This is a genomic window from Borborobacter arsenicus (assembly GCF_003934165.1).
GTDB classification, from domain to species: domain Bacteria; phylum Pseudomonadota; class Alphaproteobacteria; order Rhizobiales; family Rhizobiaceae; genus Pseudaminobacter; species Pseudaminobacter arsenicus.
On sequence record NZ_RKST01000032.1, the window covers coordinates 22,378 to 45,180 of the forward strand.

The 22,803-nt window shown below is 63.2% G+C and carries 23 protein-coding genes; 14 read left to right on the plus strand and 9 right to left on the minus strand.

Features of this window, described 5'->3' with window-relative positions; all coding sequences use genetic code 11:
* Positions 1-27: 27 nt before the first annotated feature.
* The 9 genes from EET67_RS22255 to EET67_RS22290 all read right to left on the minus strand — a co-directional run bounded on the left by EET67_RS22255 (position 28) and on the right by EET67_RS22290 (position 9,284).
* Positions 28-1,392, minus strand: a complete 1,365-nt coding sequence (locus EET67_RS22255) for a glucoamylase family protein (RefSeq protein ID WP_128628418.1) — start codon at positions 1,390-1,392, stop codon at positions 28-30.
* Positions 1,393-1,510: 118 nt separating this feature from the next.
* Positions 1,511-1,951 (minus strand): YqaA family protein, encoded by a 441-nt coding sequence (locus EET67_RS22260; RefSeq protein WP_128628419.1) that lies wholly within the window; start codon positions 1,949-1,951, stop codon positions 1,511-1,513.
* A gap of 50 nt (positions 1,952-2,001) precedes the next feature.
* Positions 2,002-4,536, minus strand: coding sequence for a heavy metal translocating P-type ATPase (locus EET67_RS22265; protein ID WP_128628420.1), 2,535 nt, complete (start codon positions 4,534-4,536; stop codon positions 2,002-2,004).
* A gap of 508 nt (positions 4,537-5,044) precedes the next feature.
* Complete coding sequence (locus tag EET67_RS22270; RefSeq protein WP_128628421.1) at positions 5,045-5,521, minus strand: c-type cytochrome; 477 nt, start codon at positions 5,519-5,521, stop codon at positions 5,045-5,047.
* Complete coding sequence (locus EET67_RS25725) at positions 5,518-5,661, minus strand: hypothetical protein (RefSeq protein WP_165899998.1); 144 nt, start codon at positions 5,659-5,661, stop codon at positions 5,518-5,520. The genes EET67_RS22270 and EET67_RS25725 overlap by 4 nt, the downstream gene beginning before the upstream one ends.
* 64 nt (positions 5,662-5,725) lie before the next feature.
* Positions 5,726-6,169, minus strand: a complete 444-nt coding sequence (locus tag EET67_RS22275; protein ID WP_128628422.1) for a DUF411 domain-containing protein — start codon at positions 6,167-6,169, stop codon at positions 5,726-5,728.
* An 18-nt stretch (positions 6,170-6,187) separates the two neighbouring features.
* Entirely contained in the window at positions 6,188-7,711 is a 1,524-nt protein-coding gene (locus EET67_RS22280) for a multicopper oxidase family protein (protein ID WP_128628423.1), read from the minus strand.
* 90 nt (positions 7,712-7,801) lie between these two features.
* Complete coding sequence (locus tag EET67_RS22285) at positions 7,802-8,119, minus strand: hypothetical protein (RefSeq protein ID WP_128628424.1); 318 nt, start codon at positions 8,117-8,119, stop codon at positions 7,802-7,804.
* Positions 8,120-8,252: 133 nt separating this feature from the next.
* Entirely contained in the window at positions 8,253-9,284 is a 1,032-nt protein-coding gene (locus EET67_RS22290; RefSeq protein WP_128628425.1) for a hypothetical protein, read from the minus strand.
* Positions 9,285-9,561: 277 nt separating this feature from the next.
* Here EET67_RS22290 and EET67_RS22295 point away from each other — a divergent pair, with 277 nt between their 5' ends.
* The 14 genes from EET67_RS22295 to cueR all read left to right on the plus strand — a co-directional run bounded on the left by EET67_RS22295 (position 9,562) and on the right by cueR (position 22,529).
* Positions 9,562-9,759 carry a heavy-metal-associated domain-containing protein gene (locus tag EET67_RS22295; protein WP_128628426.1) on the plus strand — a complete coding sequence of 66 codons (198 nt, stop codon included), beginning with the start codon at positions 9,562-9,564 and terminating at the stop codon, positions 9,757-9,759.
* A 63-nt stretch (positions 9,760-9,822) separates the two neighbouring features.
* On the plus strand, positions 9,823-10,464 hold the full coding sequence (locus tag EET67_RS22300) for a hypothetical protein (RefSeq protein ID WP_128628427.1): 642 nt from the start codon (positions 9,823-9,825) through the stop codon (positions 10,462-10,464).
* Positions 10,465-10,550: 86 nt separating this feature from the next.
* On the plus strand, positions 10,551-10,781 hold the full coding sequence (locus EET67_RS22305; protein WP_128628428.1) for a hypothetical protein: 231 nt from the start codon (positions 10,551-10,553) through the stop codon (positions 10,779-10,781).
* A complete protein-coding gene (locus tag EET67_RS22310; RefSeq protein ID WP_128628429.1) occupies positions 10,778-12,223 on the plus strand; it encodes a TolC family protein in 1,446 nt (481 codons plus the stop codon). Before EET67_RS22305 ends, EET67_RS22310 begins: the two co-directional genes overlap by 4 nt.
* Before the next feature lie 14 nt (positions 12,224-12,237).
* Complete coding sequence (locus EET67_RS22315; protein ID WP_128628430.1) at positions 12,238-13,599, plus strand: multicopper oxidase family protein; 1,362 nt, start codon at positions 12,238-12,240, stop codon at positions 13,597-13,599.
* A gap of 41 nt (positions 13,600-13,640) precedes the next feature.
* Positions 13,641-14,129, plus strand: coding sequence for a cupredoxin domain-containing protein (locus tag EET67_RS22320; RefSeq protein ID WP_128628431.1), 489 nt, complete (start codon positions 13,641-13,643; stop codon positions 14,127-14,129).
* Between the two features lie 32 nt (positions 14,130-14,161).
* Complete coding sequence (locus EET67_RS22325; RefSeq protein WP_128628432.1) at positions 14,162-14,446, plus strand: copper-binding protein; 285 nt, start codon at positions 14,162-14,164, stop codon at positions 14,444-14,446.
* A gap of 854 nt (positions 14,447-15,300) precedes the next feature.
* Positions 15,301-15,702 (plus strand): FixH family protein, encoded by a 402-nt coding sequence (locus EET67_RS22330; RefSeq protein WP_128628433.1) that lies wholly within the window; start codon positions 15,301-15,303, stop codon positions 15,700-15,702.
* Positions 15,699-17,153, plus strand: a complete 1,455-nt coding sequence (locus EET67_RS22335) for an efflux RND transporter periplasmic adaptor subunit (protein WP_128628434.1) — start codon at positions 15,699-15,701, stop codon at positions 17,151-17,153. Before EET67_RS22330 ends, EET67_RS22335 begins: the two co-directional genes overlap by 4 nt.
* Complete coding sequence (locus EET67_RS22340; protein ID WP_128628435.1) at positions 17,150-20,293, plus strand: efflux RND transporter permease subunit; 3,144 nt, start codon at positions 17,150-17,152, stop codon at positions 20,291-20,293. The genes EET67_RS22335 and EET67_RS22340 overlap by 4 nt, the downstream gene beginning before the upstream one ends.
* Before the next feature lie 137 nt (positions 20,294-20,430).
* Positions 20,431-20,757: a hypothetical protein gene (locus tag EET67_RS22345; RefSeq protein WP_128628436.1), complete on the plus strand. Its 327-nt coding sequence runs from the start codon at positions 20,431-20,433 to the stop codon at positions 20,755-20,757.
* A 42-nt stretch (positions 20,758-20,799) separates the two neighbouring features.
* On the plus strand, positions 20,800-21,234 hold the full coding sequence (gene copM / locus EET67_RS22350; protein WP_128628437.1) for a CopM family metallochaperone: 435 nt from the start codon (positions 20,800-20,802) through the stop codon (positions 21,232-21,234).
* A gap of 139 nt (positions 21,235-21,373) precedes the next feature.
* Positions 21,374-21,775 (plus strand): four-helix bundle copper-binding protein, encoded by a 402-nt coding sequence (locus EET67_RS22355; RefSeq protein ID WP_128628438.1) that lies wholly within the window; start codon positions 21,374-21,376, stop codon positions 21,773-21,775.
* A gap of 355 nt (positions 21,776-22,130) precedes the next feature.
* Positions 22,131-22,529, plus strand: a complete 399-nt coding sequence (cueR, locus tag EET67_RS22360) for a Cu(I)-responsive transcriptional regulator (protein ID WP_128628439.1) — start codon at positions 22,131-22,133, stop codon at positions 22,527-22,529.
* Positions 22,530-22,803: the final 274 nt, after the last annotated feature.

Sequence of the window (22,803 nt, forward strand, 5' to 3'; positions counted from 1 at the left end):
TCGGACGAAGTGCCCGCTGCGACAGGATCAGGCTGGTGCGTCAGCCAGCCAGCCTCCCTTGAATCCGGCACGTCGGAGACCTTTCAGAACGTACGGGCAGGACCGCATCAACTCCCACAATAGACCGCTTCTTACATTTTCGATCATGAGGACGACAGGGCCTTCGTTTAGCCCAAAGTGCCATGGTGAAACCCACCAACCGAAGGCATTGTCGGGTGATCCGGAATGAGTGGGATTGAACGCGGCCTTGAACCCGTAGGCGTTGGCAGCCTTGAGCTTTGCCTGATGAATGCAGAAGGCAATCGAGGGTAGAACGATTTCTGGAGCGAACGGCAGGGAAGCTGCAACCGCCCAGGGGGCGAGCGTGCCGTCGTCTGGGCCATGGGGCACGCCGCGCGCGACATAGTCTTCGAAGCGGCGCTCGGTACCGTTCAGCTTGAGCGTGGAGGGGCCAGGGCCCTCGCTCGCTGTGATGCCCCAGCAATGTTCGCCGTAGCCATCGAAACGGCGTGGGTTCTCGATCGCATACCGCTGCTGGACGAGAGTGGCCCGGCGGCTGTTTTCGAAGTAGTCGATTCCTTTGCTGCGCATGAATGAATCCTGCAGACCTAGAAAATCGATCCACACGGGAGAGAGCTGGTGGATGAACAGTGGGCCTGCATAGAGGTATTCATGGCCGTAGAAGCGCTCCCACCGGAACGTATCGGTCCAGGCTTCGTAGCTGCTTCTGGGTAGGGCATGGGTCGGCGAGCCGAGCCCTAGAACATATAGAAGCAGGGCCTCGTCGTATCCTTCCCAGCGGTGTTTCAGGAAGCCACCCTCCGGGGTCCAGCCGTGGGTAACGGTTTCTCCTCCGTTCAGTGACCAGAGCCAGTCCGCCCGGCGATAGAGCTCGACTGCCAGGGTCCGTATCTCGGCTTCCGTCGACGGGTCTTCGTTGAAGAACGCTGCCGCAGCCAACGCGCCGGCCAGAAGCAACGTGCTGTCGATCGTGGACAGTTCGCAACCCCAAGCGCGACGGCCAGTCTGCATGTCCAAGAAGTGATAATAGAAGCCTCGGTGGCCGGTCGCGTCAGGCTCCGGCCCGTGTGGGCTGTCCCGGAAGAAACGGAGCGTGGCGAGCGTGCGCTCCGCAGCAGCGCTGCGGCTCATGTAGCCGTTCTTCACGCCCACCGGATAGCATGCCAAGCCAAGTCCCGTAGCCGCGATGCTTGCGGGCCAGTTCTCCTCGGTCTTGTCGCGGACCAGACCGTTCGCCGGGTTCGCTTCCCGAACGAAGTAGTCGAAGGTCTCGCGCTGCAGTGTCGCGAGATCATCGTTTATGACAGGCGGACACACTTGGAACCCAGACTGGATGTATTTCCGAAACGAGCCCGATTTAACAGGCTTCATTCGGATGTCGCAAGGGAAGGGACGGACTGGGCCAGTGCCGATGTGTGCGGGTTGGCGTATTGGCAGTGAGATTGCGGTGCCGCGTGCGCGAGTGCCCAAGTCGCCGTGGCCTCGCGCGTCAACCAAGAATCCCCACTGTCGCGGCAGCCACGGCTGCATAGCGGACAGTCTTCGCCACCGTAACCAGGGCGAGAAAGCTCCAGAGTGGCTCGCGCAGCACTCCTGCCGCGACCGTCAGTGCGTCGCCAACGAAGGGAGCCCAGCTGAACAGGAGGCTCCACCTGCCCCAGCGGCGGTACCAGCGGCTCGCCCGTTCGAGTGCTGCAGGTCCAGCCGGAAACCATTTCCTGTCACGGAGGCGATCCACGGCACGACCGAGCGCCCAGTTCACTACTGCCCCGAGGACGTTCCCGACGCTCGCCACGGCAACCAGGAGGAGCGTGGAATGCGTGTCGGCCACGAGCAAGCCGACAAGCACTGCTTCGGACTGCGCCGGAAGGATAGTCGCCGCGACGAAAGCGGCCCCAAAGAGCCCGCCGAGGCTTGCAAGGTCATTCATGGATCGCGGATCCCCGTAGCGGGGGGCGGCCCCCGGGTAGCTTAGGTATCCTATGCGGCTGCCGTCTTCGCAGCCGCCGTGGGGGTGGTAGCCCCCAAGGGAGCCTGGAATCGCTTCAGGCGCAGGGCGTTTGCGAGCACGAAGACGCTCGACAACGCCATCGCTCCGGCGGCCAGCATCGGCGACAACAGCGTGCCTCCGAAGGTATAGAGCGCGCCGGCGGCGACCGGGATCAGGCTGGCGTTGTAGGCGAAGGCCCAGAACAGGTTCTGCCGGATGTTCCGGATCGTCGCCTTCGACAGTGCGATCGCGTTCGCGACACCCAGGAGATCACCCGACATCAGGACCACGTCGGCGCTCTCGATCGCCACGTCGGTCCCGGTGCCGATCGCCAGGCCCACGTCCGCTTCGGCGAGCGCGGGGGCATCATTGATGCCGTCTCCGACGAAGCTGACCACGCGTCCGCCGTCGCGCAGGCGCTTGACCGCGTCGACCTTGCCGTCAGGCAGGACCTCGGCGACGACCTCGTCGATGCCGAGCTCGGCCGCGATGGCTTCCGCCGTCCGGCGGTTGTCTCCTGTGATCATCGCAATCTTCAGCCCGAGCGCGTGCAGAGCGCGGATCGCCTGAGGCGTCGTCGGCTTGACCGGATCGGACACCGCGATCATGGCGGCGAGCCGGCCATCGATCGCGGCATAGAGCGGAGTCCTGGCCTTCCGGCCGAACTCGGTGGCTTGTTCGGAGAAGCTCTCCACCTCTATGCCGAGCTGCGCCATGTAGCGGTCCGCGCCGATGGCGATTTCGTGTCCGCCGGAGCGCGCCTTCACGCCGAAGCCGGGCACCGCGTCAAATCCTTCGATCGCGTGCAGTGGCAGGCCGTTCGCCTTCGCGGTGGCAACGATGGCCGCGGCAACCGGATGCTCGGAATGCACCTCGACGGAGGCCACCAGCGACAACACCCGATCACGGTCGAAGCCTTCCGCTACTACCAGGTCGGTCAGTTCCGGGCGTCCGGCGGTCAGCGTCCCGGTCTTGTCGAGCACCACGACATCGATGCCCTTGAGCGTCTGGAGCGCTTCGCCGTTGCGGAACAGGATGCCCAGTTCGGCGGCGCGGCCGGTGCCGACCATGATCGAGGTCGGAGTCGCGAGGCCCATGGCGCATGGGCAGGCTATGATGAGAACGGCGACCGCGTTGACCAGCGCGAAGGCGAGGGCGGGCTGCGGGCCGAAGAATAGCCAGGTCAGGAAAGTCAGCGCCGCGGCGGCCATGACCGTCGGCACGAACCACGCGGTGACCTTGTCGACCATTGCCTGGATCGGCAGCTTCGAGCCCTGTGCGGCTTCGACCATCCTTATGATCTGGGCAAGGAGCGTGTCCGCGCCCACCTTGGTCGCGCGGTAGGTGAAGCTGCCCGTCTTGTTGATGGTGCCGCCGACGACTTGCGAACCCTCGCTCTTGATGACGGGAACAGGCTCGCCCGAAATCATGGACTCGTCGACATAGGACGAGCCGCCGAGAACCTCGCCGTCGACGGGAACCTTGTCGCCCGGTCGAACCTGCAGCACGTCGCCAACGCGCACTTCTTCAAGCAAAACATCGAGGAACTCGCCATTGTGCTGGACACGGGCGGTTTTTGCCTGCAGCCCGATCAGCCGCTTGATGGCTTCGCTGGTGCGGCCCTTTGCCTTTGCTTCGAGAAAGCGACCGAGGAGAATGAGGGTGATGATCACCGCCGAGGCCTCGTAATAGACGTTGGCGGTGCCAGCAGGCAGCACCGACGGCGCGAACGTCGCGACGACGGAGTAGCCCCAGGCGGCGGTCGAGCCGAGGATGACAAGCGAGTTCATCTCGGGAGCGAGTCGCAAGAGGGCAGGGATGCCCTTCCGGTAGAACCGCATGCCCGGGCCGAACTGCACGATGGTGGCCAGCACGAAGAAGGCCAGAAAGAGCGGCCGCTGGCCGATGTTCATCAGAAGCCAATGATGAAAGGCGGGAATCGCGTGCGAACCCATCTCAAGGAGGAATATCGGCAGCGTCAGGATCGCCGCGACCGATACATCCCGCTTGAGCAGGCGCAGTTCCTTGTCCTTGGCCTCCTGCCTCGCTTCGGAGCCGCCGACGGAGGCCGCCGCCCGGCGCGGCTCGTATCCGGCCTGCCTGATGGCCGCCTCGATGGCAGAAGGTGCGACAGCTCCCGAAATCGCTTCGATGGTGGCACGCTCGGTTGCAAGATTGACCGAGGCCTTGAGCACACCCGGAACCGCCGCAAGCGCCTGTTCGACACGTCTGACGCACGAGGCGCAGGTCATGCCTTCGATCTCGACCTCGGCCGCCTCTGTCGGGACGTGATATCCGGCGGAGCTGATCGCGGCGATGATCGCGGCCTGATCGGCAACTCCGTCGAACGTCACGTCGGCGGATTCGGTTGCCAGATTGACAAAAGCTGCCTTCACGCCCGGCACCTTGCCGATCGCGAGTTCAACGCGGCGCACGCAAGAGGCGCAGGTCATTCCTTCGATGCCGATACTCTGCCGCACGTCGTTGTTGGTTCCTGGTCGAGGCCATCCGCTGTGAGCGTTCATTTTGAGCTGTTCCTCTATCGCTTTGCAGTATGGTCGAGTTCTAGAGGTTCCAGTGTCCGGAAGGTCAACATCTATTTTTGCCCGGATTTGCGCGTCAAAATCCAGGGTAGCCAGAGCGGGACAGCCAGGCTTCCGTGACCGTGGACGAGATCGGCGCCCATTTCGGCCGACGGCAAGGTAAATGGTTCGCTGCAGCTTGATTCTCGTCAATGCTGGTGACCGCAAAGGGAATGGCCGGACAGCGCCCGGATGCCACCGCGCATCCTTGGGACGTTAAGCGCCTGCTGGCCGCGCGCCCGGATGCGATCGGCGTAAGGGCCCGACGTGCCAACGGCTACCCGGGTATGGGCGCGGCTGAGGCGGCTGCCTATCCTACCACGTCATCTCGTCAAGCGGGACGGGAAGACGGAAGTTGTTGCCAGCTATCGTTAAAACGCTCGGATGGTCGCGCGGACCTTATGACCTCCTATCTGGCCACGGCAACGAGGTGTCGCGTGGACAGGATCGTTCATGGTGTCTTCTCCTTCTCCCGTCGGCTCATCTCCGCCTGGTAGGCGCGCTCTCGGTCCGGCCACGTGCTCCTGATGAAGGCGAGGACGGCGCGGATTTCCTCGTCGCCCAGCACCTCCCCGAAACCCGGCATGTCGCTTTTGTAGCCCCCGCCAACCACAGCGGCGGGACCTTCCTTCGTGATCCTGAAGAGCACGCCGTCGGGATGGTGCCAGGTGTGGCCGGACACGTCGTGCGGCGGGGCGGGCATCCGCCCCGTGGGGAGCTGGCTTTTCCAGTCAGGCTGGCCTTCCAGATTGACCCCGTGGCAGGTGGCGCAGTGCTGCGCATAGAGCAAGCGGCCGCGCGCGATGGTCGAAGCCGACGACGCATCGTCACCCGTGCCGAACGGCCAGGCCCAGGCCAAGGCGGTTATCGCACCGCCGAGCGCGGCGGCTGCCACGCCTGCACCGAATATCCGCGTGGTGGCCTTCATCTGCGACCGGCGAAGAAGACATATTTGACCAGGGCCGCTGCCCCGAGCACGAGTACGACCACCGCGAGCAGCCAGACCAGGCCCATGCCCCACATCATGCCAGTCATTCCTTCCATCATGCCGTTGGGACCGTTCATCATGGTTCATTCCTTTCCTACCCTCGGCAAACGCCAGGAGTGCCGAGGGCTGTTTTGAGCAAAAGTCCTATTCTTTCGCATAGACCCCGCCCACGGTGCCGGACTTCGTGATCTCCAGCATCTCGAACGGTGCTTCCTTGGCCCCGCTCATGCCCGGCGAGCCCAAGGGCATGCCCGGTAGCGTCACCCCCTTGATGTCGGGCCGCTCGGTAAGCAGTTTGCGCACCGTGTTGACGGGCACATGGCCGCTGACGACATAGCCATCGACCATCGACAGATGGCAGCCTTGGAATTCGTCGGGAATGCCGGCCTCGCGGCTCATGGCGGCAAGATCGTGCGTCGGCTTTACGGTGACGGTGAAGCCGTTCTGTCGCAGATAGTCGGCATAGCCTTCGCAGCAGCCGCATTGCGGCGTCTTGTACAGCGTCACGTCCTTGCTCTCATCGGCGAATGCCGCGCCTGAACCAAGCAGGAGCGAGGCGAGAACGACAGGTTTCAGAATGTTGCGCATTGACGTTTCTCCTTTTCTTCAGGCGACGCGGAAGACACCCATCATGCCGGCGGCCTGATGTTCGAGAATGTGGCAGTGGATCATCCAGTCGCCGGGATTGTCGGCGACGAAAGCGATTTCGACCTTTTCGCGCGGCGCCATCAAGACCGTATCCTGCCATTCGCGGTGGCGGGTCGGCTGGCCGTTGCGCGAAATGACGCGGAACGAGTGACCGTGCAGATGGATCGGGTGGTGCCAGGCGGTGGCATTGGTCATGGCGATGACATGGCTGCGGTCCCGCGCAAGCGTGAACATCGGCTCCATGACATGGCCTTCGGCCGCGACGCCGTTGATGAACCAGATGCCGCCCTTGTGCATCATGTCCATCATCATCCCCATGTTGCCCATCATGCCGCCCATTGAGCTGTCCTTGCCCATGTTGCCCATCATACCTTCCGTGGGATTTGGGGAGCCCTCGCTCTCGCCCATGCTGCCGCCCATCTCCTGCATGACCATCGCCCCCATCATGCCGCCGTTGAAGGTGATGTCGTGCCGAATGGCGGTGGCCAGGTCTGGCTCCGGCAAGGGGTTTGGCGGCAGCGCGATAGGCCAGTCCGGCGTCTTGTCCCTGACCGACGTATCGGCATAGACGAGATCGACCAGCCGGTACTCCAGGCCTTCGTAGAAGCGATCCTGCACGGTAACACGGCTTCCGGGATTGCCCGTCATGTCGAGGATGATGTCGGCGCGCATCGCGGGCCCGAGCACGACCAGCCCGCCGTCCGGCGCGTGTGGCTCGACGGGTTGCCCGTCGAGTGCCACGATGATCGGCTCGTGACCTCCAAAGTCGAGGCCGAAGATGCGGGCATTGGCGGCGTTGATCAACCGCAGCCTGATGCGCTCGCCCGTGCGCACCGCGACAGCCTCGGGAATGCGGCCATTGATGGTGACGGCGTTGCCGACGCGGCCGCCATGCATGGCATCGTGCATGTTGCCGAAGTCGTCGCGAATGTCCGCCGCCTCGGTGAGCCGCCAGTCCGAAAGCACCCAGACGATGTCGCGGTCGACCCGGATCGGCTCCGGCTCTTCGACGATCAGCGCGCCGTAGAGCCCGCGGCCGACCTGCTCGAAGCTGCGCTGGTGCGGATGGTACCAGAAGGTGCCGGCATCGACCGCGTCGAATTCGTAGACGAAATCCTTGCCGGCTGAGATCGGCGCTTGCGTGAGATGCGGCACGCCGTCCATGGCGTTGGGAACCCTCACGCCATGCCAGTGGACGGTGGTGTCCTCGGCGAGCCCGTTCTCCACGGTGATCCGCAGGCGCTCGCCCTGCTTCACGCGGAGTTCAGGGCCGGGGACGCTGCCGTCGTAGCACCAGACGGACGTGTCACCGTACGGCTCGGGCACTATCCTGGCGCGGCCCTGTTCCGCCCGGAGCCGGAATTCCCGAGCGCCAGCGGCGCGGGCATTGGATTGCAATGGAAGCATCGCGCCCGCCGATAGGGCGGCGCCGGATGCAATGAAGGCGCGACGCGTCAGCGTCGGCATGCGGGAATCGGACATGATCAATCATCCTGGAATAGCCGTAGTGACGCGCGGACGTAGCCGGGCATCGGCGGGTCGGCCGCAAGCGGATGTCGCCGTGGCCGACAGCTAAACGATGGATCGAGGAGGGTAGGGATCAGGCGGCCCGGTGCGACCGTCGGACTGCTCCCCGGGTGGCGCAGAATCGATGACCGCGACATATGGTAGCTCGGTTGCGGTCGGCAGGCAGATCGCGGCCAGCACGGTCACGCAGAACTGGTCGCATGTCGATGCCTGCGCGTCATCGCCGGGACAACCCTGGCAATCTGCCATTCCGCTATCCATAGTTGTCAGGGACATGTCGGTGGCAGTGCCGACCTGCGCCGCCGTGCTCGCGGCGAAGACCGCGAGGAAGACGATTGCGAGGATGCGGGCAAGCTTGCTCATCGGGGACAAGGTAGTCCTCGCCCCGCAACATGTCCAGAACGTGCCATTCGGCAGCAACCGCCACCTCAGGACCCCGGTCGCAATAGAAGCATGCCCGCAGGTTGGCCGCTTGACTTCGATGATGGACGCAACGTCACAGGACGCGATATCCCCTTACCAAGGGCGGGTGGTAGACGTGCGGTGAAACTTCTTCTTCTGAGACGAGAGCCGTTTCTGTCAAGGCCGGAGTTGACCGGGGGTGATGTCGAGGGCTCTCCGTTTCAGACAGTTCCTTCCAGAGCCCTTCGGAAGGTGATCTCCTCCACGAAATGCGGAAGGCCCCCTCGCTCCCGGAGCTTGCGCGCTTCGATGATCTTGGTCCCCTGATGGCTGTGGAGCCAGTCCCGGGAGGCAACCGCGGCAATGACAAGATAGTCGGTGCTGCGGGAGACGCTCTTGGCAACCGTCCCACCCCGTTCGAGAATCCAGCGCTCGATGACCTTTCGGGTCCGATGCTGAAAGCGCCGGTCACCACGAACCCCGCATCCCGGAAAACCAGCTTGCCAGGATCGCGCAGCACCCCTTCGATCGAGGGCGTATTTCCGTAGGTGGCTATTCCGGTATCGGCGCAGCTGTCGCCTACCAGGCGGGCGATCCATTCACCGATGTCTTCCTCTTCCTCAGGAGAAAGGTGCCCGTCCGTGACGGCCTCTAATGCTACGCTTCTGAGGGAGACTATCCTCGGGTCTTCCTCGAGAACAGGAGCTCGACCGATGCGCCCGATCAGTTTCTCGACCTCCTTGACTTTGAGGCGGCCATCGCATGCGATCCCGGCGCAAAAACCGAAGAAACGGTTGCAGGTATCCTTCGCATCGCGCTCCGCGGCAAAGGCTTTGGAGCGATAATCGACGATGCCGGAGATCACCCCGAAAATCTCGTTGTGAAAGTCGGCATACGCGGTATCCAGGTCTTGGATGAGGTCGGCCGCGTCCTCGTCGCCGAACAGGCGAAGGAACTGCTCGGCTTCAGCCCTGATCGAAGCGGTTTCCAGGCTTTCAATGGATCCGCTGGCGAGAACGCCTTCCAGAAAACCCAACCAATATGCCTCGGCCTTCCTGCGATTGCTCTTCGCGTGGATGCGTCCAAGCGTAAATCCGCCGTACTTCAATTCACCGTTGTTCGACATTTCCCCCCTCCTCAAAGCCCGCGGCGATGATATTTGCGCTGACTCTGACATGCAACTTTCGTGACTGACCCGGCCATCGGCCTGGATCGGAGCGTTATGCGACCCCGGGCGAAAGCTCGGCGACGGGATGGACGCGCGGATGTCCAACACCCGTGCAACCCTTTCATTAGGCGGGCGCTCGGTCACGAAACCGTGATCATGGCGGGTTTGACCTTCCTCTGGCTGGAAACCCGATGTTCGTTTCTTGGCAATGTGCCGAACAACGAAGGAGACAGAAATGCTGAAACTGAACGTCCCTGACATGACATGCGGGCATTGCGCGGGAACGGTGACGAAGGCAGTGCAGAGCGTGGACAGCCACGCGTCGGTAACCGTGGACCTGCCGTCAAAGACAGTGTCGATCGTTACGGCCGTGGATCCCGCAAAGATCTCAAAAGCGGTGGAGGCCGCTGGATACGCCAACAAGCCCGCCTGACACCGTTGGCGCAGCGCGCACCCGTGCAGCCGGACGAACCGACACGGGATGTGCGCCCGCCAGTTGAACGCCTTGAAGGTCGGCCGCCCGGGTCGGATCGATGGCGGCGTGCATGCTCGGGCCAGCAGCTTACGGCCAACATTACTTGTCGGGCAGAAAGCCGACATTCCAGGCGTTGAGCTGTCCGGACGGGGTGCCGATGCCGCCTGTCGCTCGATCACTTTTGATTGCAGCCGCGCAAGTTGGCGGCTGCGGTTCTTGACATTTTTCGCGAACACGGGCCCAAGAAGCGCAATGGCTGTCTTTGGACAAATCTTGACTCGACGCATGGGATCGCTTCGCGCGGTGCTCGCGTTTGCGTTCCTGTTCATGTCGTGCCTTCAGCCGGGCATGTTTGCGGGGGCGAACGCTACGGGCTTCCACGGCGAAGCCTCTGCGGCCAGTGATGACCCGGAATCGATCCAAGAGACGAATGGCCATGAGGCGCATCATGCCGCTTCGTCCGAAGACGGTAAGCAGCATCCGCACGGCTCGGACGGTTTTGACAAGAGTTGTGAGGTTCATTGCGCCCCCTGCCAGGCGGTGCCCGTAGGCTGTCCCGACATCGAGCGGGTAGTCGCGCGGTGCTTTGCCCCGGTCGAGGCAGCGGTCTTTCCTTACGGGGAATACGCGACCCTCATTCGTCCTCCTGAACACCTGGCCTGACGACGCCTCGTTGAGGCGGCCGCGCGCAGCGTCCGGAATCCTTGTCCGGCGCACGCATTCGCACACGTCAAACTCCAGGATCATAAATGAAACTCGCAAGCGTCGCGGTGCTCGCATCGCTGTCTGTCGCCGGCTGCACGGCGACCAATCCTCCGAACGTGCTTCCAGACTTCAATCCGGCTGACCCGATCATGGGTCTGCGGGAAGCGCACCACCATTCCGTGATCGACTACCGCCACCGGGAGCCGACGGAACCCAAGAACTGGCGTCAGCTGAACGACAGGCTGGCCCCTGGCAACGAGGGAGCGGGCTCGTGATCCGGGGCTTCCTGAAAACGATCTCGGCCGTCTCGCTGCCGCTGCTTGCGGCCGGATGCGCGACGACGGCGAACGGCGTTTCCGATCCCTATGCAGGCTTCGTCACCGTGGCCGCGCGAACCGCCTCGGTGACCGGGAAGGAGGCTGTGTGGGTGCAGTCAAGCGGACAGGCCCGCGCAGTTGGCGAGCGCGTCAAGCACCTCGTGCAGAAGAAGACGATCGGGCCCGACACCGCTGTCCAGGTCGCCCTGCTTAACAACAAGGGCCTCCAGGCCGCTTACGCGGAGGTCGGACTGTCCGCCGCCGATGTCTGGCAGGAGACGATGCCTGTCAACCCGACGCTATCGGTCGGCGTGACCGGGATCGGCATCGGCCGGACCGTCGAGAGCGCCGTCGCCAACAACATCCTCGCTTTGATCACGAAACCGAGGCGGGTGGCGGTTGCGGACGCCCGCTTCCGACAGACGCAGCTCAGGGCGGCCGAAGAGACCTTGAAACTGGCCGCCGACACGCGCCGCGCCTGGATCAACGCGGTCTCGGCCTGGGAGACCGTCGCATACCTGAACAAGGCGCAGGCAGCCGCGGATGCCGCTTCCGAACTGGCGCAGAAGCTTGGCGAGACAGGCGCTCTCACCAAGACCGGACAGGCCCGGGAACACGTCTTCTATGCCGAACTGGCGGGCCAGACCGCGGAAGCGAGGCTTGCCGCACGCACCGCCAAGGAGGAGCTCACACGCCTTATGGGGCTCTGGGGCTCAGACACGGAATATTCGGTGCCGAACGCCCTTCCTGCTTTGCCAAAGGGTTCGAAGGCGAAGCGGACCGTCGAAGCCGATGCCCTGAAAAACCGCGTCGACCTGCAGGTCGCCAGGCTGGAGCTTGAGGCGCTGGCAAAATCCTACGGGCTGACAGAGGCTACGCGCTACCTGACTGATCTCGAAGTCCTTTCGGGCGTGGAGATCGAGCAGGAAAAGGAAGACGGCGAGACGGAGACGACCGTATCCGGCAATGTTGAGCTGGAGTTCGTCATCCCGATCTTCGACACGGGCAAGGCGCGCATGCGCAAGGCGGAGTTCGGCTACATGCAGGCGGCAAACCTCCTGGCAGAGAAAGCCGTCAACGTCCGCTCGGAGGCACGGTCCGCCTATGACGCGTACCGCTCGACGGAAGAGATCGCGCGACACTACCGGAACAATGTCGTCCCCTTGCGGACCAAGATCGAGGACGAGTCCCTTCTCACCTACAACGGCATGATCACCAACACCTTCGAACTCCTCGCCGACACCCGCGCGAAGGTGAATTCGATCATGCTTTCCATCAACGCCAAGCGCAATTTCTGGCTGGCCGACGTCAATCTCGCAACCGCCGTGTACGGCGGCGGTGCCTCGTCGGGCGGCAGCGCCCCTCAGGCGGTCGCCGAAGACGGCGGCGCTGGCCACTGAGAAGGAGAACAGAGATGCTTTCAAGACGACAGATTCTCGGCGCCGGCGCGCTTCTGGCGGGTGCGACCGCGTGGACCAAGACCTCGGCCATGGGCCTGCCGGACGCTCCCGTGATGGAAACTCCCGACATGCAGCCGCCGGTCTTCCCGACCAGCGGCCCGGACTACCAGCCGGTCGTCACCCTCAACGGCTGGACGCTGCCGCACCGGATGAACAACGGGGTCAAGGAATTCCACTTGGTCGCCGAACCCGTCGAGCGGGAACTTGCTCCCGGAATGACCGGATATCTTTGGGGATACAACGGACAGTCGCCGGGTCCGACCATCGAGGCAGTCGAGGGCGACCGCGTTCGTATCTTCGTGACCAACAAGCTTCCCGAGCACACCACCATCCACTGGCACGGCATGATCCTGCCGTGCGGCATGGACGGCGTGACAGGACTGACGCAGCCGGGAATCCCGTCGGGAAAGACCTTCGTCTACGAGTTCGATCTCGTGAAGAGCGGCACCTTCATGTACCACCCGCATGCCGACGAGATGGTTCAGATGGCGATGGGGATGATGGGTTTTTTCGTCATCCATCCCAAGGATCCGAAGTTCATGCCTGTCGACCGCGACTTCGTCTTTCTCCTCAACGCGTACGACATCGATCCGGGTACCTATGTGCCCAAGGTTATGGAAATGACCGACTTCAACATGTGGTGCTGGAACAGCCGCGTGTTTCCTGGGATCAGCCACCTCGTTGTGTCAAAGAACGACCGCGTGCGCGTTCGGGTCGGCAACCTGACGATGACCAACCACCCGATCCACATGCACGGATACGACTTCGAGGTCACCTGCACCGACGGCGGCTGGGTGCGTCCCGAAGCCAGGTGGCCCGAGGTGTCGATCGACATTCCGGTCGGCGCGATGCGGGCTTACGAATTCGACGCGAAGTACGAGGGCGACTGGGCGATCCATTGCCATAAGTCGCACCACACCATGAACGCGATGGGCCATGACGTGCCCACGTTCATTGGTGTCGACAAATCCAAGGTCGCCGAGAAGATCCGCAAGGTGCAGCCCGAATACATGCCGATGGGCAACCGCGGCATGGCCGACATGGGCGAGATGGAGATGCCGCTCCCCGACAACACCATCCCGATGATGACTGGCTGGGGCCAGTTCGGGCCCATCGAGATGGGCGGCATGTTCTCGGTCGTCAAGGTCCGCGAGGGCCTGTCGGCGGCCGACTACGCGGATCCTGGATGGTTCCAGCATCCGGAAGGAACCGTCGCCTACGAGTGGAAAGGGGACGTTCCCGCCCCCGCAAAGTCAGGCGACGCAAAAACGATGGCTCCTGCAACCCCGCACGGCAGCCACGGAAAACAGGGATGACCTCAGGTACTCTACTCACAAACAACTGAAGAGAGATGAGCATGAAACGATTGATGATAGCAGCCTTCCTTGCCGCTGTGGTTCCCTCCTTCGCCTCGGCAGGAGGGAGCCACAGCGGCGGCCATGGAGAGGCCGCAATGATGGAAATAGGCAAGCCGGGCGAAAAATCGGAAGTGAAGCGCACCGTGGAAATCGGCATGCGCGAAAAGCCGGACGGCGGCATGGTTTTCGAACCTGCGTCGCTGTCGATCAAGGAGGGCGACACGATCCGCCTGAAGTTCACCAACAAGGGCGAGATCGACCATGAGTTCGTCATGGATGTCCATGAGGGCATCATGGAGCACAAGGCGTTGATGGAGAAGTTCCCCGAAATGGAACACGCGGATCCGAACTCGATCAGGCTGGCGCCTGGAGAGACCGGCGAGATCATATGGACTTTCGCGAAGGCAGGCGATTTCGGCTTCGCCTGCCTCGTGCCGGGACATTACGACTCCGGCATGAAGGGCAGCCTTAAGGTCGCAAGAAACTGAAACCACACTCAACCGAGAAAAGGACTTATGAGATGAATGCTTTTGCCAAAGTCGCGGTTATCGGCCTCGCCGTGTTCGGGCTCGCGTCGGGTACCTTGGCTGCCGAATACACCAAGGGTAAGGTCACCAAGGTCGACACCAAACAGAAAAAGATCACCATCAAGCACGAGGAACTGACCAACCTCGACATGCCCGCCATGACGATGGTGTTCGTGGTTGCTGACGATGCAATGCTGGATGAAGTCAGCGAAGGGCAGGCGATCGAGTTCGTCGCGGAACGCGTGAACGGGCGCATCACCGTCACCGAAATAAAGTAAGCGAACAGCAGGAACGGGGCGGCGTCCGCAGCCGTCCCGTCTCGCAACCATTGGAATGGGAGGCTACGGAATTAGGCGCGGGCGCTGTGATTTACTGCGCAGTAGTGTTGCTTCTTGCAACGGCGACGGACTGGTCCCGACTGTGGGATCCAAAATATGTGCATTCGGATTCCGAGGGCCCGCATTCAGACATCGGGGCGGAAATCGGGACCGTTTACATAGGCTGCCCGTCGACATCCAATATTGCCTCCTCTTCGGAGTGTTGGGTCAAGCATCCGCCCGCAGCCGGAGGCTTGACCCACGAAGTTCCAGCGCGCGGGCGAAATCTCTTTCATCACATTCAGCTGAAGCGGGTAGTCACGGGCAATGAGCTATGACATGTTCGGTCTATGAGCTGCTGGTCATTCGCAAGTCGCCTGCTGCTGGTGCTGGCTCTGTTAGGGCTTGCAGCCAGCCCTGTGGGTACCGCCTCGGCGATGCCTGCGATGGCAGCGGCTGCCATGCCGATGCCTGACGGCATGGCGTGCTGTCCTGACGACCAGCCTGTCGCACCCGAGTGCGCCATGGACTGCCCGCTGGCCGTCCTGTGCGCCGCCGGGATAGCTGGCGTTTCGGTTCCTGATCCTTCATTTCCGATCCGCGCTCTTTTGAACGGCGAATTCGGCAACCGCGGCCAAACCGTGCGGGCATCGCTTGCCCGGGAACCCGCGCCCAAACCGCCCCAAGCCTGACTGTCACTGGCGTTCTTGCGCCAAAGACCGTGCGGATGGATCCGCACGGAGCGGAGCCGCGTGGCCTGCGCCACGCCGATGCCGTGCGCCTGCACGGTCAATGACAGTCGGAACTTTCAAATCATGAAATCGAAACTCGTTCTTCGCGCCGCGATGCTGGCGCTCGCATCCGTCATCGCAGCTTCCCAATCCGCTGAGGCCCAGCCGCAGGACTACGAATTCCAGCTCGTCGAACATGTGATCAAGCAAGGCAGCGACGCCGTTGTCGCCGTCAGATTGGTCGACAAGCGCAGCGGCAGACCCGTTGGGGACGCCGTCGTCTTCACCACCCGGATGGACATGGCCCCGGAAGGGATGGAGTCGATGACCACGCCCGTCGAGACACTGCCGTCGGACCAGCCCGGCATCTACCGCTTCAGGACCGATCTGACGATGGCCGGAGCATGGCGCTTCTCGATCGCGGCCAAGGTCCAGGGCGAGACCGAAACGGTCGAAAGCCGCCTGGAACTGAAGGCCGTCCAATGAGCAAGCTCGGCTCATTCCTGGCCCTCGCCGTAGTGGCGGCGGGGGCTGGGGCGGGCGGATACTGGGCCGGCCAGCGCGATCTCTCGTTTCAGACCGCGATGCAGACGGCCAGGTACGCGATAGCGCGAATGCTCGGTCAGGAACCCGCGGCAGAGGCGGCCGAGGCGTCTCCACCACAACCCGTCATCTACTACCGCCATCCTGACGGCGATCCGGTCTATTCGGCGACCCCGAAGCGGGCCGAAGACGGCCGCGAGTTCGTGGCGGTCCGCGCGAGCGAGGACGTGAGCTTCGACGGTGTCCCTACGCCTAACGAGGAAGCGGCCGTCGGCGGGTCAGAGGCAGGCAGCCGTAAGGTCCTCTACTACCGTAACCCGATGGGCTTGCCGGACACCTCCCCGGTCCCCAAGAAGGATTCGATGGGGATGGACTACCTGCCCGTCTACGAAGGCGAGGCGGAAGACGGCTCGACTGTGAAGGTTTCGGCCGGGAAGCTGCAGCGAACGGGCGTGAGGACAGCGCTGGCGACCAGCAGCGCAGTCATGCGCGCGGTCCGCATCCCCGGAACTGTTACGCTGGACGAGCGCCGGGTCAGTGTCGTCGCGATTCGCACCGAAGCCTTCATCGAGAAGGTCGCCGACATCACGACCGGCGACAGGATCGAGAAAGGCCAGCCGCTCCTGCGCTTCTACGCGAAGGAGATCGCCGCGGCAGGGGCGCTTTACGCGGCCGATCTCAAGAGCGGCAAGGGGAAAACCGCGGCTGCAGGCAGCCTGCAGCGCCTGGAAAACCTCGATGTTCCGGCGGAAGCGGTCGCCGAAATCGAGAAGACGAAGAAGGTGCCGCTTTCCGTGACGCTCACGGCCCCGCGCAGCGGCGTGGTGCTGGAAAGAATGGCCGTCGACGGGATGATGGCCGAGGCCGGGGAAACGCTGTTCCGGATCGCCGACATCTCGAATGTGTGGGTGACCGCTGACGTTCCCGAATACGGGCTAAGTTCCGTGCGCCCCGGCGACCCTGCGGTCGTGCGGGTCAGGAGCCTGCCCGGCCAGGAGTTCAACGGCAAGGTCAGCCTGATCTATCCGGAAATCCAGGGCCAGACGCGGACCGCGCGCGTCCGTATCGAAATGCCCAATCCGGATGGCCGCCTGCTCGCCAACATGTACGCCGAAGTGGAGATCCTGACGGGCGGCGCAGCACCTGTCGTGACCGTGCCGGAGAGCGCCGTGATCGATACGGGCGATCGCCAGGTCGTGATCGTGGACAAGGGCGAAGGCCGCTTTGAGCCGCGCGACGTGCAGATCGGCATGCGCGGCGAAGAGATGACCGAGATCCTCACGGGCGTGAGCGAGGGCGAGCGGGTCGTTGTCTCGGCAAACTTCCTGATCGATGCCGAAAGCAACCTGAAGGCGGCGCTGAGCGCGTTCGTCCCGACGGAGGCGCAGCCATGATCGCCAAGCTCATCGCCTGGTCGGCGCGCAACCTCGTCCTCGTCTTCTTCGCCGCGGCGCTGGCGGTCGGCGCAGGGGCATACGCGCTGAAGACATTGCCACTGGACGCGATCCCGGACCTCTCGGACGTCCAGGTCATCGTCTTCACCGATTATCCCGGCCAGGCCCCGCAAGTGGTGGAGGACCAGGTCACCTATCCGCTGACGACCGCCATGCTGACAGTGCCGCGGTCCAAGGTGGTCCGGGGCTTCTCCTTCTTCGGCGTCTCCTTCGTCTATGTGATCTTCGAGGACGGCGTCGATCCCTATTGGGCGCGCAGCCGCGTGCTCGAATATCTGAACGCCGCCGCCAGCCGGCTGCCGGGCGGCGTTTCCCCGGCGCTCGGCCCGGACGCGACCGGCGTCGGCTGGGTCTACCAGTATGCGGTCGTGGCCAAGGAGCTGTCGCTGGCGGAACTGCGGTCGCTGCAGGACTGGGTCGTGCGCTTCGCCGCCTCGAAGGCCGAGGGCGTGTCGGAGGTGGCGAGCGTCGGCGGGTTCGTCAAGCAGTATTCCATCGTGGTGGACCCTGACCGGATGCGCGCCCAAGGCGTGACGCTGTCCGAGGTCAGTGAAGCGGTCCGGGCCAGCAACATGGACACTGGCGGGCGCACGGTCGAAATCTCCGAATTCGAGTTCATGGTGCGGGGGCGTGGCTACCTGAAGAGCGTCGCCGACATCGAGAACATCGCGCTCAAGTCCGTCGGCGGCGTGCCGCTCAGACTAGCGGATGTCGCCAGGGTTGAGGTCGTCCCTGACGAACGACGCGGCATCGCCGAACTGAACGGCGAGGGCGAGGTCGCCAGCGGCATCGTGCTGCAGCGCGTCGGCGCAAACGCATTGACGGTCATCGAGAACGCCAAGAAGGCTCTCGCCGGGATCGAGACCAGCCTGCCCGAGGGCACCGAAATCGTGCCCGTCTACGACCGCTCCAAGCTCATCGAGGCGGCGATCGAGACGCTGAAGTCGACGCTGGTCGAGGAGAGCATCGTGGTGGCGCTTGTTACCGTTGTCTTCCTGCTTCACGTCAGAAGCGCGCTGGTCGCCATCATCATGCTGCCTGTCGGCATCCTGGTGGCCTTCGTCGCGATGAAACTTCTCGGCATCGGCTCCAACATCATGAGCCTTGGCGGCATCGCTATCGCCATCGGCGCGATGATCGACGCTGCGATCGTCATGATCGAGAACGCGCACAAACATCTTGAGCGCGCCAGCCCGGACAAACCCCGCATCCAGATTCTGGTCGAGGCGGCGGCGGAAGTGGGTCCAGCGCTGTTCTTCAGCCTGCTCATCATCACCGTCTCGTTCCTGCCGATCTTTACGCTCGAAAGCCAGGAGGGCCGCCTGTTTGGGCCGCTCGCCTTCACCAAGACCTTCGCCATGGCTGCGGCGGCGCTTCTTTCAGTCACGCTTGTGCCCGCCCTGATGGTCGTGTTCGTGCGCGGCCGGATCATCCCGGAGCACAAGAACCCGATCAACAGGCTTCTGATCGGCCTTTACCGCCCGATCATCGCCAGGGTTCTTACGGCGAAGACGTTCACCATCCTCCTCGCGATCGCCGCCCTTGCCGTCACCGTGTGGCCCGTGCGCCAGCTCGGCAGCGAATTCATGCCGAACCTCGACGAGGGGACGCTGATGTACATGCCGACCACGTTGCCCGGAATATCGGTCACCAAGGCGGCCGAATTGATGCAGATGCAGGACCGGATCATCAAGTCCTTTCCCGAGGTGGAATCCGTCTTCGGCAAGGCAGGGCGGGCACAGACGGCCACGGATCCAGCACCGACCGAGATGTTCGAGACGATCATCACCCTGAAGCCGAAACCAGAATGGCGGCCGGGCGTGACCGTGGAGAGCCTCAAGGCGGAGATGGACGCGGCGCTGCAGTTCCCGGGAGTTTCCAACGCGTGGACGATGCCGATCCGCGCCCGCATCGACATGCTATCGACGGGCATCCGTACGCCCGTCGGGGTCAAGGTCTACGGTACCGATCTTGCGGAAATGGAGAGCGTTGCGCGGCAGATCGAGGCGGTGCTCAGGGCCGTTCCGGGAACGTCCAGTGCCTATGCCGAGCGGGTCATCGGCGGCTACTATCTCGACATTGTTCCCGACCGCGCCGCGCTCGGCCGCTATGGCCTGTCGGTCGGCGACGTACAGGACGTGATCTCGACGGCTTTGGGCGCCGAGGTGGTCACCTCTACGGTCGAGGGCCGGGAACGCTATGGCGTGTCGATCCGCTATCCGCGCGCCATGCGCAGCGACCCGCAGGCCATAGCCAGGGAGGTGCAGGTCGCGCTGCCCGGCGGCGGCTTCGTGCCGCTCGGAGAAGTGGCCAAGGTCGAACTCACGCGGGGCGCGACCTCGATCCGCACCGAGAATGGCCAGCTTGCCGTCTATATCTTCGTCGACATCGCGGGCCGAGATCTCGGCGGCTATGTCGCCGACGCGCAAGCCGCGGTCGCGAGCGGGGTCGACCTGCCGCCGGGCTACTCCGTCGCCTGGAGCGGACAGTTCGAGTATCTCGAGCGGGCCATCGAACGCCTGAAGATCGTCGTGCCGCTGACGCTCGCGCTGATCTTCCTGCTCCTCTACCTGAACTTCCGGGCGCTGACCGAAACGCTGATAGTCATGCTGTCGCTGCCCTTCGCCCTGGTCGGCGGCATCTGGCTGATGTGGTGGCTCGGCTTCAACATGTCCGTCGCGGTCGCGGTCGGCTTCATCGCGCTCGCGGGCGTGGCCGCCGAGACAGGCGTGATCATGCTGATCTATCTCGACCATGCGTGGTCGGAGGTCAAAGCCGCGGCAGATAAACGGGACCTGACACTGGATGACCTCCATGCAGCCATCATGGTCGGCGCGGTTGAGCGGGTGCGGCCGAAAATGATGACGGTCGTCGCCATCACGGCGGGTCTGCTGCCGATCCTGTGGAGCACAGGCACAGGCTCGGAGGTCATGCAGCGCATCGCCGTGCCGATGATCGGGGGGATGATCTCCTCGACCGTTCTGACGTTGGTCGTGATCCCCGCCGTCTACGGGATCGTCAAGGGCTGGCGGCTGCCTAAGGCGGTCGCCGTGGTTCGGCTCGTGGCGGCTTCTAGTTGAAGTTTCAGCTGTCTTGCGGCGGCGTTTGAAGGCAGCTGGCTTTGGGGGCCCAACGGTACCGCCCGGGTGGCCATGCGGCTGCATCGCCCTACCTTCAGCTGGACTCTCGTGATGGAGGGCGGACGATGCCTTTAGCTGTGAAGTTTCTGGCCTTCTTCGCGTTCTGCGCCATGGTGCCGCTGAACGTGTTTGCAAGCGCCATGCCAGAACGGCCGAGCATTCATTTTCACTCGGCAGACGTACAAAGCCGCCAGGAAGCGCGCATGGAGCAGGTTCAGCCCGGCGCGGACGAGCACGCGCATCCCGGCGATATATTCCACTGTGACGGAGGCTGCATCGTCTTGATGGCTACCGAAGCCCCGGGCCTCCATCCACGTCACCTTCCTCTCGGCTTTCGGCCGCCCCTCTCGCTGTTGCTGGAAGGCCTCATGCCGCCAACGCTTCCGCGCCCGCCCAAAGCCTGATCAGTCGAAATGGACCCGAACCGATCACAAAGGAGAATCGAGATGAGCAAGATCGTTGCTGTTGCCGCTTTCTCGTTCCTGCTGATGTCGCCAGCGCTGGCCCAGGAAAGCGAGAAGGTCGACCTGCCTGCAGCCTGCCAGGATGCGCCGACACAGGGCGGCAAAATGGACATGTCCCAGATGGACACCATGATGCAGGGCATGATGGCCGACATGGACGAGGTTCAGAAAGCCAACATGCGATCCATGATGAAGATGCATGATCCAATGATGCGCGCCGTCATGATCAAGGATCCTGATCTCGCCTTCAACTGCGGAATGATCGCTCACCATCAAGGCGCGATTGCCATGGCGGAGGTTGAACTCGAGATGGGCAAGGACGACGAATCCAAGAAGATGGCCCAAGCGATCATCGATGCCCAGAAGAAGGAAATCGCCGAGATGACTGCCTGGGTCGAGGAACACGCAAAGCAATGAACATGGAGACGAGGAGCGGCCAGCCTGCCGCTCCTCCAGCCAGCGCCGGTTGGCTTTTGCCGGAACGGGTCCGGGTTCGGCAGGCCGCGTCCTGCCGCGTCCGCAGTCTCCGAACTTATTCAAGACATAGGAGTCCACCATGCATGTCCATGAGATGATCACTTCCCACCCTGAGGTTCAGGGCAACGTCGCGGAGAAGCTGCTCCGCTGCATCGAGGATTGCTATTCCTGCGCGCAGACGTGCACTTCATGCGCCGATGCCTGCCTGGCCGAACCCTCCGTTGACACGCTGAAGCAGTGCATCCGGCTGAACTTGGACTGTGCCGATGTCTGTGCGGCGACCGGCTCGATGGCATCCCGCAGGACGGGTTCTAACGTCCCGGTCCTGCGCGCCGTCATGCTGGCATGCGAGCAGGCTTGCCGTGCGTGCGGCGACGAGTGCCGGAGGCACGCCGACATGCACGAACACTGCCGCGTCTGCGCCGACGAATGCATGCGCTGTGCGGAATCCTGCAGGGATGCGGTTGCTGAGGTGCGATGACCTTCCGACGTGATCGCCTCTTGCCCCCGCCGTGCGTTGTCGGCAGGCCCGTGAGGTGAATGCAACGCTTCCATGACGGCGGACGCCTTGAAGCCTCCGCCGCCATGGAGGCCTTCGACGGGCCGAACTTCCCCCTGGCGGCTTCTAGTCTTGCGCGGGCAAAGCGCCCGTGAGGATATCTACGGACAGCGAGGAGCCGCCTTATGCCTGCGCTAAGGCCATATTCCGCCTGAAGATCACGAGTGGAAAGGCGAATGCCGAAGGGAAGCGCGGCTGCTGCCTCAAAAAAAAGCCCTTGAGCTTCCAGTAACTGGAAGCATTATATCTCTCCTGCTTGGTGACAAGGAGACAACCTATGAATATCGGAACCGCGTCCGTGAAATCCGGTCTGCCGCCGAAGACCATCCGCTACTACGAGGAAATCGGGCTTCTGAAGGCCGACCGGGCAGGAAATGGGTATCGCGACTATTCGATGTCGGACGTGCATCGGCTTCGCTTTCTGCAGAGGTCCCGCAGCCTTGGCTTCTCGGTCGAGGAATGCCGCCAGCTGCTGTCGCTTTACGGAGACAAGGAACGCGAGAGCGCCGACGTGAAGGCGATCGCCGAGGTCAAACTTGCCGAGATCGACCGCAAGATCGCGGAACTGGCGAGCCTGCGCGAAATGCTCAACCATCTCGTGCGGGCCTGCAACGGCGACGAGCGCCCGGACTGCCCGATCATCGACGGCCTTGCGGGAAGCGGTACGCCCCAGTGAGTCGCGCGCCCGTCATTGCAGCAGTTCTTGTCGTGGTCGGGAGCGCCGCGGGAATGGCACTCGCGAGCACGGCCGTGGCTCCGCTCGTCGCCGAGCGACAGGCATCGATGAAGGCCATGGCAGAGGCCGCCAAGACCATCTCCGGAATGTTTGAGGGTGTGATTTTTCGTGGAATGAGGACCCTGTTTGAGGGGTGATTTTCGTCCAAACGGGACCCCTTAACGTGGGGTCATCAAAATGCCTCCGGTTTCATCGGAGGCATTTGCGTTTTGGA

Excerpts from the sequence above, each read along its gene's own strand:
- EET67_RS22265 (WP_128628420.1), bottom strand. The coding sequence starts at position 4,536 with ATGAACGCTCACAGCGGATGGCCTCGACCAGGAACCAACAACGACGTG.
- EET67_RS22290 (WP_128628425.1), bottom strand. The coding sequence starts at position 9,284 with ATGTCGAACAACGGTGAATTGAAGTACGGCGGATTTACGCTTGGACGC.
- cueR (WP_128628439.1), top strand. The coding sequence starts at position 22,131 with ATGAATATCGGAACCGCGTCCGTGAAATCCGGTCTGCCGCCGAAGACC.
- EET67_RS22325 (WP_128628432.1), top strand. The coding sequence starts at position 14,162 with ATGAATGCTTTTGCCAAAGTCGCGGTTATCGGCCTCGCCGTGTTCGGG.
- EET67_RS22270 (WP_128628421.1), bottom strand. The coding sequence starts at position 5,521 with ATGAAGGCCACCACGCGGATATTCGGTGCAGGCGTGGCAGCCGCCGCG.
- EET67_RS22305 (WP_128628428.1), top strand. The coding sequence starts at position 10,551 with ATGAAACTCGCAAGCGTCGCGGTGCTCGCATCGCTGTCTGTCGCCGGC.
- EET67_RS22275 (WP_128628422.1), bottom strand. The coding sequence starts at position 6,169 with ATGCGCAACATTCTGAAACCTGTCGTTCTCGCCTCGCTCCTGCTTGGT.
- EET67_RS22335 (WP_128628434.1), top strand. The coding sequence starts at position 15,699 with ATGAGCAAGCTCGGCTCATTCCTGGCCCTCGCCGTAGTGGCGGCGGGG.
- EET67_RS22320 (WP_128628431.1), top strand. The coding sequence starts at position 13,641 with ATGAAACGATTGATGATAGCAGCCTTCCTTGCCGCTGTGGTTCCCTCC.
- EET67_RS22280 (WP_128628423.1), bottom strand. The coding sequence starts at position 7,711 with ATGTCCGATTCCCGCATGCCGACGCTGACGCGTCGCGCCTTCATTGCA.
- EET67_RS25725 (WP_165899998.1), bottom strand. The coding sequence starts at position 5,661 with ATGATGAACGGTCCCAACGGCATGATGGAAGGAATGACTGGCATGATG.
- EET67_RS22285 (WP_128628424.1), bottom strand. The coding sequence starts at position 8,119 with ATGAGCAAGCTTGCCCGCATCCTCGCAATCGTCTTCCTCGCGGTCTTC.
- EET67_RS22340 (WP_128628435.1), top strand. The coding sequence starts at position 17,150 with ATGATCGCCAAGCTCATCGCCTGGTCGGCGCGCAACCTCGTCCTCGTC.
- EET67_RS22315 (WP_128628430.1), top strand. The coding sequence starts at position 12,238 with ATGCTTTCAAGACGACAGATTCTCGGCGCCGGCGCGCTTCTGGCGGGT.
- EET67_RS22255 (WP_128628418.1), bottom strand. The coding sequence starts at position 1,392 with ATGAAGCCTGTTAAATCGGGCTCGTTTCGGAAATACATCCAGTCTGGG.
- EET67_RS22330 (WP_128628433.1), top strand. The coding sequence starts at position 15,301 with ATGAAATCGAAACTCGTTCTTCGCGCCGCGATGCTGGCGCTCGCATCC.
- EET67_RS22355 (WP_128628438.1), top strand. The coding sequence starts at position 21,374 with ATGCATGTCCATGAGATGATCACTTCCCACCCTGAGGTTCAGGGCAAC.
- EET67_RS22260 (WP_128628419.1), bottom strand. The coding sequence starts at position 1,951 with ATGAATGACCTTGCAAGCCTCGGCGGGCTCTTTGGGGCCGCTTTCGTC.
- copM (WP_128628437.1), top strand. The coding sequence starts at position 20,800 with ATGAGCAAGATCGTTGCTGTTGCCGCTTTCTCGTTCCTGCTGATGTCG.
- EET67_RS22295 (WP_128628426.1), top strand. The coding sequence starts at position 9,562 with ATGCTGAAACTGAACGTCCCTGACATGACATGCGGGCATTGCGCGGGA.